Source organism: Halobacillus sp., assembly GCF_049282395.1.
Taxonomy (GTDB): Bacteria; Bacillota; Bacilli; order Bacillales; family Halobacillaceae; genus Halobacillus.
In genome coordinates this window covers 1-9,137 of record NZ_JBAPTY010000421.1, presented here as the reverse complement: position 1 = coordinate 9,137, position 9,137 = coordinate 1, and the positions used below count along the sequence as shown (strand labels likewise).

Genomic DNA, 9,137 nt, shown 5'->3' with positions numbered 1-9,137 from the left:
TCACGAAAACAGGAATTGAAGTGGAAAGTGTGACACCTGTTGCAGAAGGTGTGTCCGGTGTAGTGGTGGGACACGTCCAGTCCTGTGAACAACACCCAAACGCTGATAAATTATCCCTTTGCCAGGTCGACGTAGGAGAGGAAACCCTGCAAATTGTCTGCGGAGCTCCGAATATTGCAGAAGGACAGCAAGTAGCTGTAGCAAAACCTGGAGCTGTTCTTCCAGGTGATTTCAAAATAAAAAAAACTAAGCTTCGTGGAGAAGAGTCCAATGGCATGATCTGTTCTCTTCAGGAGCTGGGTATAGACGAAAAAGACGTCCCGAAAGAATTTGCGGATGGGATCTTCGTTTTCCCAGAAGATGTTGAAGCAGGAGCGGACGCTCTTTCTCTGTTAAATTTAGATGATAAGATTATAGAACTCGGTTTAACGCCTAATCGATCTGACGCCCTGAGCATGGCGGGGGTAGCGTATGAGGTGGCGGCGGCTATTGATGGTGACTATGAACTGCAGAAAGAAGATGTACCCTATTCGAATGAAGCAGCTGAGGATTTCATTTCTGTAGAAGTGGAAGACAAACAAGCCAATCCTTATTACGGGGCTTTCATCATTAAAGATATTAAAGTAGGTGCCTCTCCACTGTGGATGAGGAATCGATTAACGGCTGCGGGTATTCGTCCGATTAATAATGTAGTAGACATTACGAACTACGTACTGCTTGAATATGGTCAGCCGCTTCATGCTTTTGATTACGATCGTTTTGACTCTGACAAGATTGTAACGAGACGAGCAGAGGACGGAGAAATGATTACAACATTAGATAATCAGAAGCGGGAACTGAAGAATCATCATTTGGTGATAACAAACGGTGATGAAGCGCATGCGATTGCCGGAGTTATGGGCGGTGCCAAGTCTGAAGTTCAAGAAGATACGAAAACATTGATTCTAGAGGCGGCCTATTTCGATCCATCAGTTGTGCGGCAGGCTTCGAAAGATCATGGCTTAAGAAGTGAGTCAAGGAACCGCTTTGAGAAAGGCGTAGATCCTAACCGCGTCGAGCGCGCAGGAAAGCGAGCCTGTGAGCTCCTGGCCAAGTATGCTGGCGGTACGGTTTTATCAGGTGCAGTAAGCGTGGACCAGTTGGATCGCTCTGAAAATAAGGTTTCTATTGAAACGTCTGTCATTAACGATCGTCTTGGAACTTCTATTACAAATGAAGAAATTGCTGATATCCTGCGCCGGCTTCAGTTCTCCTATGAACAAAACTTAGAAAATTTTGATGTAAAGATTCCTACACGCCGAGGGGATATAGAGCTTTTTGAAGATATGCTTGAAGAAGTGGCACGTATTTTCGGGTATGATAATCTTCCTTACACGCTTCCGCAAGGATCTTCGCAAGCAGGCGGGCTGACTCTTGAACAGCAGCTCAAACGAAAAGTGAAATCGTATTTCGAGGGAGCAGGGCTGCACGAAACAATTACGTATTCATTAACACCAAAGGAACGGTCACAGATGCTTGTAAGTCCGGAAATTAAACGACAGGCGAAATCTCCAGTGGCTCTTGCGATGCCGATGAGTGAAGACCACAGCCATCTGCGACTCAGTATGCTGCCTGAATTGTTGCAATCCTTATCTTATAATGTAGCAAGGAAGCAGAAGGATCTTTCCTATTATGAAGTAGGGACCGTATTTGTAAGTAATGAAGAACAAGTAACAAGACAGCCGAGTGAAATTCTAAGAGCATCTGGGGCGTTAACAGGTACGTGGATATCACATCCTTGGCAGCAGGAAAAGAAAGAAGTTGATTTCTACGTAGTGAAAGGAATTGTGGAAGGGTTGAGTGCACAGCTTGATCTGTCCTTCACCTATGAAAAAACAAAAATTCCACATATGCACCCTGGACGCACGGCCCTAGTGAAATCAGGAGATAAAGAAATCGGGTTTATTGGACAAGTTCATCCTAAACTTCAAAAGGAATTGGGTTTGAAAGATACGTATGTGTTCGACTTAAACGCTGAGGAATTATTCGCTCAATATACGAAAGAGGAAGCGTTCCAGGCAATTCCGCGCTATCCATCTGTTTCAAGGGATATTGCGCTTGTGGTAGATGAACAAATAACATCGGCTGCTATTACCGACACAATATCCGAGGCAGGAGCTCCATTGGTTAAGGATGTACGGGTGTTTGATGTATATCAAGGCGATCATTTACCAGAAGGGAAAAAATCCCTTGCCTTTAACCTTTTATATCTGGACCCTCACCGTACTTTAAAAGACGAAGAAGTTGAAGAAGCGCACGACAAAATTTTAACAGCTGTTAAAGATCAACACGAAGCAGAGCTTCGTGGATAAAAAAACAGGTGGCCGGGATTGCCGGGTCACCTGTTTTTTACTTCTATAACTTTTTAGCTTTTTGAGTGTTGGCAAAATGGACTTTTGCTATCTCATCAAGCTTATCTTCACCATAGTGTTTGATGACTTGGGCTGCCGCCTGATCCACTTTTGCGGATGCTCCTTTAGGAATAGAAAGCCCTGTATCCATTTCTAATTGATCCATTGCCTTAACAAAAGCTGACCTAGCGATAATAGATCCTGCAGCAACAGCAATTGAGTAACTTTCGGCTTTGGTCATAAAATATACATTAGGCTGCAAGTGTAATTTTTCACTACGTAAATGCTTTTGGTAAACTTCCGGTTGTGAGAATTGATCAATTAGAATCCCATCTGGTTTCTTGGGAGAAATTTTTTCTAACAATTTTTCAAGAGCCTGATGATGCAGGATCGTTTTCATTTTTCCTTGAGACCAGCCCTTGCGCTGCCATTGATTATATTTTTTATTCGGAAGCCGCAAAAGACTGTAAGGGACTTTCAGCTCGACGATGCTTTTAGCAAGCTCTCTGATTTGCCTGTCATTTAAATGCTTAGAGTCCTTAACCCCGATGGCTTTTAGCGTATGTGCTTGCTCTTTCGTAACATAAGCGGCAGCAACCGTGATCGGTCCGAAGTAATCTCCGGTTCCGGCTTCATCTGATCCAATGTGAGAACTTGTAAATAAGCTCTCCGGTGGATGGAAAGCGTGTGGCTGTTTAGAACTACTATTGGATTTAAGGGACCCATTGGCTGGTTTCCCCCATTGCTCAGACTCAGATTCAGGACTTTTACCTTGAAAAAGAACTTTACCGGAACGATAGGCTGTAATGGTGCAGGAGTTGGTTTTAGCAGCAAAAAGGGCATTTTGAGGCGGATTTTTAAGTTGAGAATGATAATGATTCTTCATTTTTTCCAGGGTTGAAGCTGATAATTTAAGGACGACTTGTGGCATGTTTAATTCCTTTCTGTAAACAAAAATGGTATGAACAGTATAGCAAAATCCATTTGAAATTAGAACATTTGCAAATTAGATCCATATTGGTTTCCTAATTCAATATCTTCATGTTACTATTAAATTTAGGATTGAGAAACTAGGGGGTATGGACGTGGCACAATCGGACCAAGACAAGAAAAGAATTACAGTGGAGATCAACAAGCGGTCTTACACTATAGTTGGTCGTGAAGAACCCCATCATATCCGTATGGTATCTAGCTTAGTGGATCAGAAAATGCGAGAAATTCACGAAGCAAATCCAAGTCTGGATACGGCTAAGCTCGCCGTTTTGACTGCTGTTAATACGATGAATGAATATATAAAGTTAAAAGAAGAATGCACGGAACTGATGGATTATATAGAAAAGAAAGAGGAAAAGGACGACCACAATCATGATTGACTTACTGTTGTTTTTTATATTAATAATTGGAATTCTAATAGGCTTGAAGAGAGGATTTATTCTGCAGCTCTTCCATCTAATTGGGTTTATTGTCTCTTTTGTAGTAGCGGCTATGTACTACGATGACTTATCTCCCAAGCTAACCCTTTGGGTACCATATCCTGAATTGCCCGCCGATTCATCCTGGGCCATTTTTATGGAGAATATGCCATTGGAACAAGCGTTCTATAATGCGGTAGCTTTTGCTATATTGTTTTTTGGAGTGAAAATCATTATACATATCATCGCATCCATGTTGGATTTTGTCTCTGAGCTTCCAATCTTGAGTTCATTGAATTCACTATTGGGAGGTATTCTTGGTTTCATAGAGAATTATATCCTGCTTTTTGTCTTACTGTATATAGCAGCGTTAGTTCCTCTGGAGATGGTACAGAACGCACTGGATCGTTCTTTCTTAGCTCAGTTTATCATTGAACACACCCCAGTGTTTTCCGAACAATTGAAAACATTATGGATCGAACACGTGGCTGACTGATGATAATGTAGATATGGGTAAACTAAGCCGCTGTGATGATGATCATAGCGGCTTTTTCTTATGTATATGGAAATTGAACAGGATAATTATCAATTAGAGGAGACGATAAAATATGGCTGTTGATAAAAAGCAAGTAATCAAGTTACTAGAAAAAATTGCTGTATACCTTGAATTGAAAGGTGAGAATCCTTTTAAAATATCTGCTTATCGTAAAGCCGCACAAGCCTTGGAAGCCGATGATCACTCTTTAACTGAAATAGAGGACTTCACTAAGATGAAGGGGATAGGAAAATCCACAGCATCTGTTATACATGAATTTATTGAGAATGGAGAGTCGGATACATTAAAGCAGTTACAAACTGAAGTTCCTGAAGGATTAGTTCCATTGCTTGATCTCCCAGGCCTTGGAGGAAAGAAGCTGGCGAAGTTATATCAGGAGTTAGGTATTATAGATGCAGAAACGTTGAAAACGGCAGTAGAAAAAGGGAAAGTAGAAGAATTGGAAGGGTTTGGGAAGAAGTCTGCTGAAAAGATAAAGAAAGCTTTAGAAGAAGCAAATACTCGTCCAGAACGCCTCCCAATTGCTTTAATGCTGCCTCTAGCTGAAAAAATAGAAGGTTTTCTTCAGAATTCAAAAACAGTGAAACGCTATTCACGAGCTGGCAGTCTTCGGCGCATGAGGGAGACGGTCAAGGATATTGATTTCATCCTGGTCTCGGAAAATCCGGTAGATACAAGAGATGAACTTCTTAATTATCCAGATATAAAAGAGGTAGTGGCGTCAGGAGAGACAAAAGTTTCCATCGTTGTTAATGAAGGCTATGACATTGGAATTGATTTTCGTATTGTTGCACCTGAGGAGTTCGCAACTACTCTCCATCACTTTACGGGCTCTAAGGACCATAATGTTTCAATGAGACAGCTTGCTAAGCAGCAAGGTGAAAAAATAAATGAATATGGCATTGAAAATGCTGAAACAGGGGAAGTTCAGACTTTTGAAACAGAAGAAGACTTCTTTAACCATTTCGGACTTCATTACATTCCGCCGGAAGTCAGGGAGAATTATGGTGAAGTAGAGAAGTACAAAGAACCGGTAGAACTGGTCGAATTAGGCGATATACGCGGTGACCTGCATATGCACTCGACTTGGAGTGACGGAGCTCAGTCCATTAAGGAAATGGCTGAACAGGCAAAAAATAAAGGCTATGATTTCATCGCTATAACTGATCACTCCAAGTATTTGCGAGTAGCTAATGGTCTTAATGAAGAACGTTTACGCAAACAGCGTGAAGAGATTAACAAAGTGAACGAGTCGATGGAGGATTTCCATATATTTGCGGGTATTGAAATGGATATTCTTCCGGATGGCTCCCTGGATTTTAGTGATGAGTTTCTGGAAGAAATGGATTTTGTTATTGCATCCATCCATTCCAGTTTTAACCAGCCTCAAGAGAAAATTATGGAGAGACTGAACACAGCTTTAGAGAATCCTCATGTTGATATGATTGCTCATCCAACGGGCCGCTTAATTGGAAGGCGAAAAGGCTACGAAGTAAATGTAGAGGAATTGATTCGCGGAGCGAAGCGTACGGGAACGATTCTGGAATTGAACGCCAATCCTAACCGGCTGGACTTAAACTGGGAATGGTTAATGAAAGCCCAAGAAGAAGGAGTAAATATCGCTATAAATACGGATGCTCACAGTTACCCTATGTTAGAACATATGGAAGTGGGAATTGGCGCAGCCCGAAAAGGATGGCTCAGGAAAGAAACAGTAGTAAATACTTGGACCAAAAAGCAGCTTATGAATAAGTTTGGTATTTGAGTGTTGTTATAAAGGAGACAGATCTACATGAACCAGCGAATCCTTCATGTCTTAGAATATAAAAAAATTATCGATCAATTAAGTGAGCATGCAGCCTCCTCACTTGGTAAAGAAAAGGCAGCAGCTTTAAAACCCTCCTCCAAGTTGGAGGAAGTAAAAGAATGGCAATTGGAAACAGACGAAGCTGCTCAAGTGCTCCGGTTAAAAGGACATGTACCGCTTGGCGGCATTTTTGATATCAAACCTAGTCTTAAAAGAACAACTATTGGTGGTATATTAAGTGCATTAGAGTGTCTGGATGTGGCGAGCACTATTTATGGCGGACGTCAGCTGAAACGGTTTATCGAAGAGTCAGAAGAACCTGAAATGCCTAAGCTCAGGGAAATAGTGACAGGTATTTTGCCCCTCAAGGAACTGGAACAATCAATACGCAGCTGTATTGATGAGCACGGAAATGTTATGGACGGAGCGTCGGACAAGCTGAGAACCATTCGTTCGAGAGTACGTACATATGAGAGTCGCGTACGTGATAAAATGGATTCATTTACTAAATCCAAGACTAAAATGCTTTCCGATGCCATTGTAACCATCAGAAATGAGCGGTATGTCCTGCCTGTGAAGCAGGAATATCGGGGAGCAATTGGCGGTATTGTTCATGATCAGTCTTCGTCAGGAGCTACACTCTTTATAGAACCCCAATCTGTCGTAGATTTGAATAATCAGCTTCAAGAAGCACGGGTGCAAGAAAAGCACGAGATCGAAAAGATTTTGAAAGAGTTGTCTGAGGAAATTGCGGATCATCATTCAGCTTTATATGAGAATGTAACCCGCTTAGGAAACATAGATTTTATGTTTGCCCGCGCGAAGCTCGGTAAGCAAATGAAAGCTTCTATGCCATTCATGAATGATGAAGGACGTATTAAAATGCTTCAAGCCAGACATCCATTAATTGGGGAGGAGGAAGTGGTTCCCAATGATATTGAAATTGGGGAGGACTATACCTCTATCGTTATTACCGGCCCCAATACAGGCGGGAAGACCGTCACTCTGAAATTAGTAGGCCTATGTACACTTATGGCTCAGTCAGGTCTTCAGATTCCTGCTCTGGATGGATGTGAAATGGCTGTATTCGAAGAAGTTTATGCTGATATTGGTGATGAACAATCCATTGAACAGAGCTTATCTACTTTCTCTTCTCATATGACTAATATTGTAGATATTCTAAAGCACGTCGATGACAAAACACTTGTATTATTTGATGAGCTGGGAGCGGGTACCGATCCACAGGAAGGTGCCGCACTAGCAATGTCTATACTGGATGAAGTTGTAAACCGGAATGCTCGTGTAATCGCCACGACCCACTATCCTGAATTAAAAGCTTATGGTTATAATCGTGAAGGTGTGATCAATGCGTCCGTGGAATTTGATATCAAGACTTTAAAGCCCACCTACCGGTTATTAATAGGTGTGCCGGGGCGAAGTAATGCTTTTGAAATTTCGCGTAAACTTGGATTACATGAATCCGTAATTACCTCAGCTCAGGAGAAAATCGGCGTCGACTCTCAAAGTGTAGAGAATATGATTGCCTCACTGGAAGAATCAAAGCGGGGAGCAGAACAGGATTATGAAGAAGCTGAACGTCTATTGCAGGAAGCGGAAGATCTGCGTAACGAATTGAAGAACAAATGGACCCAGTTCGAACAAAAACGCGAGGAGCTTTACGAAAAAGCTGAAGAAAAAGCTGAGAAAGCTATTCGCCAGGCACGAGAAGAAGCTGAGAGTATTGTCGGAGAAATTAGAAATATGAAATCACAGGCCGGTATGAAAGAACATGAATGGATTGAGGCACGGAAGATGTTTGACGAAGCTCAACCCGAACTGGCTAAAAAGAAAAAAGAATCAAAACCTGAGCCCCAAAGAGAAGTGAAAGAACTTAAATCAGGAGATGAAGTAAAACTTCTTACTTTAAATCAAAATGGAACGATTGTTGAACAGACTGGAAAAAACGAATACCAGGTTCAAGTAGGCGTAATGAAAGTGAAAGCCAAAAGAAAGGACCTGGAGTTCATTAAGGCGGAGCAGCCTTATAAAGAAAAACCGATGGCTACGGTTAAAGGGAAAGGGTATCATGTAAAAACGGAACTTGATTTGCGGGGTGAGCGGTACGAGGACGCCCTCAATCGACTTGAAAAGTATATTGATGACGCATTACTTGCCGGTTACCCAACCGTTTCTATCATACATGGGAAAGGTACAGGAGCATTGAGAAACGCGGTACAAAATTATGCTAAGAACCACCGGAACATAACCGGTCACCGTGCCGGTGGAATGAATGAAGGCGGTAGCGGGGTTACCGTACTGGAACTCAACTAGTAGATTATAAAGGGAGCGTTAAGATATGACTGACTTTTGGGAATATACGTTAATTGAGACAGCCGCTCGCTACAGTGTTGTCATCTTATGTCTGGTGGTCTTTATGGCTGTTTTTGAAATCGTCACATCTTATAATAACTGGAAAGAAATAAAAAATGGAAACCTTGCTGTAGCAATGGCTACGGGCGGTAAAATATTTGGTATCGCTAATATTTTCCGCTTTTCCATTGAACATAATGATTCTCTTCTCCAGACGATGGGATGGGGGTTGTTTGGATTTATTCTTCTTTTATCCGGTTATTTTATTTATGAGTTCTTAACGCCTTCCTTTAAAATTGACGAAGAAATAGCAACAGACAATCGTGCCGTTGGTTTTATATCATTCATCATCTCGGTAGGTCTTTCGTATGTGATTGGAGCGAATATCATTTAAGGGGCGACATCATGGAAACCTTAGCAAAAGTATTAATGGTTGTTGCAGCTGTTTTTCTACTGATTGGAATTATATTTTTTATTGTTTATTAAAAGGAAGCCTTCTTCACGTGTGAAGAAGGCTTTTTAATAGGATCTGTTCAACTTCCGAGTTGATTTCAGGTAAAGCTCCCGTTTGTGTAAGACTCAGTTTCGAGATAAATTGGGGC

General features: G+C 41.6%; 7 protein-coding genes. 6 read left to right on the top strand and 1 reads right to left on the bottom strand.

All coding sequences use genetic code 11. The features are described 5' to 3' along the window. Positions 1 to 2,351, top strand: a 2,351-nt coding sequence (gene pheT / locus WAM07_RS17505; protein WP_422168674.1) for a phenylalanine--tRNA ligase subunit beta, incomplete at its 5' end; no start/stop codon positions are given. Between the two features lie 43 nt (positions 2,352 to 2,394). On the opposite strand, the gene rnhC is transcribed toward pheT, so the two are convergent. Next, a complete protein-coding gene (rnhC, locus tag WAM07_RS17500) occupies positions 2,395 to 3,321 on the bottom strand; it encodes a ribonuclease HIII (RefSeq protein WP_422168673.1) in 927 nt (308 codons plus the stop codon). Positions 3,322 to 3,469: 148 nt separating this feature from the next. Here rnhC and zapA point away from each other — a divergent pair, with 148 nt between their 5' ends. The 5 genes from zapA (at position 3,470) to WAM07_RS17475 (ending at position 8,929) form a co-directional block, all read left to right on the top strand. Then, positions 3,470 to 3,763 (top strand): cell division protein ZapA, encoded by a 294-nt coding sequence (gene zapA / locus WAM07_RS17495; RefSeq protein WP_422168672.1) that lies wholly within the window; start codon positions 3,470 to 3,472, stop codon positions 3,761 to 3,763. Then, positions 3,756 to 4,298 carry a CvpA family protein gene (locus WAM07_RS17490; RefSeq protein ID WP_422168671.1) on the top strand — a complete coding sequence of 181 codons (543 nt, stop codon included), beginning with the start codon at positions 3,756 to 3,758 and terminating at the stop codon, positions 4,296 to 4,298. Before zapA ends, WAM07_RS17490 begins: the two co-directional genes overlap by 8 nt. A 112-nt stretch (positions 4,299 to 4,410) precedes the next feature. After that, entirely contained in the window at positions 4,411 to 6,123 is a 1,713-nt protein-coding gene (gene polX, locus WAM07_RS17485; protein WP_422168670.1) for a DNA polymerase/3'-5' exonuclease PolX, read from the top strand. A 27-nt stretch (positions 6,124 to 6,150) separates the two neighbouring features. After that, entirely contained in the window at positions 6,151 to 8,496 is a 2,346-nt protein-coding gene (locus WAM07_RS17480; protein ID WP_422168669.1) for an endonuclease MutS2, read from the top strand. 25 nt (positions 8,497 to 8,521) lie between these two features. Continuing rightward, the gene (locus WAM07_RS17475; RefSeq protein ID WP_224892954.1) at positions 8,522 to 8,929 is read left to right on the top strand and encodes a DUF350 domain-containing protein; all 408 of its coding nucleotides are present in this window, start codon (positions 8,522 to 8,524) and stop codon (positions 8,927 to 8,929) included. Positions 8,930 to 9,137 lie beyond the last annotated feature (208 nt).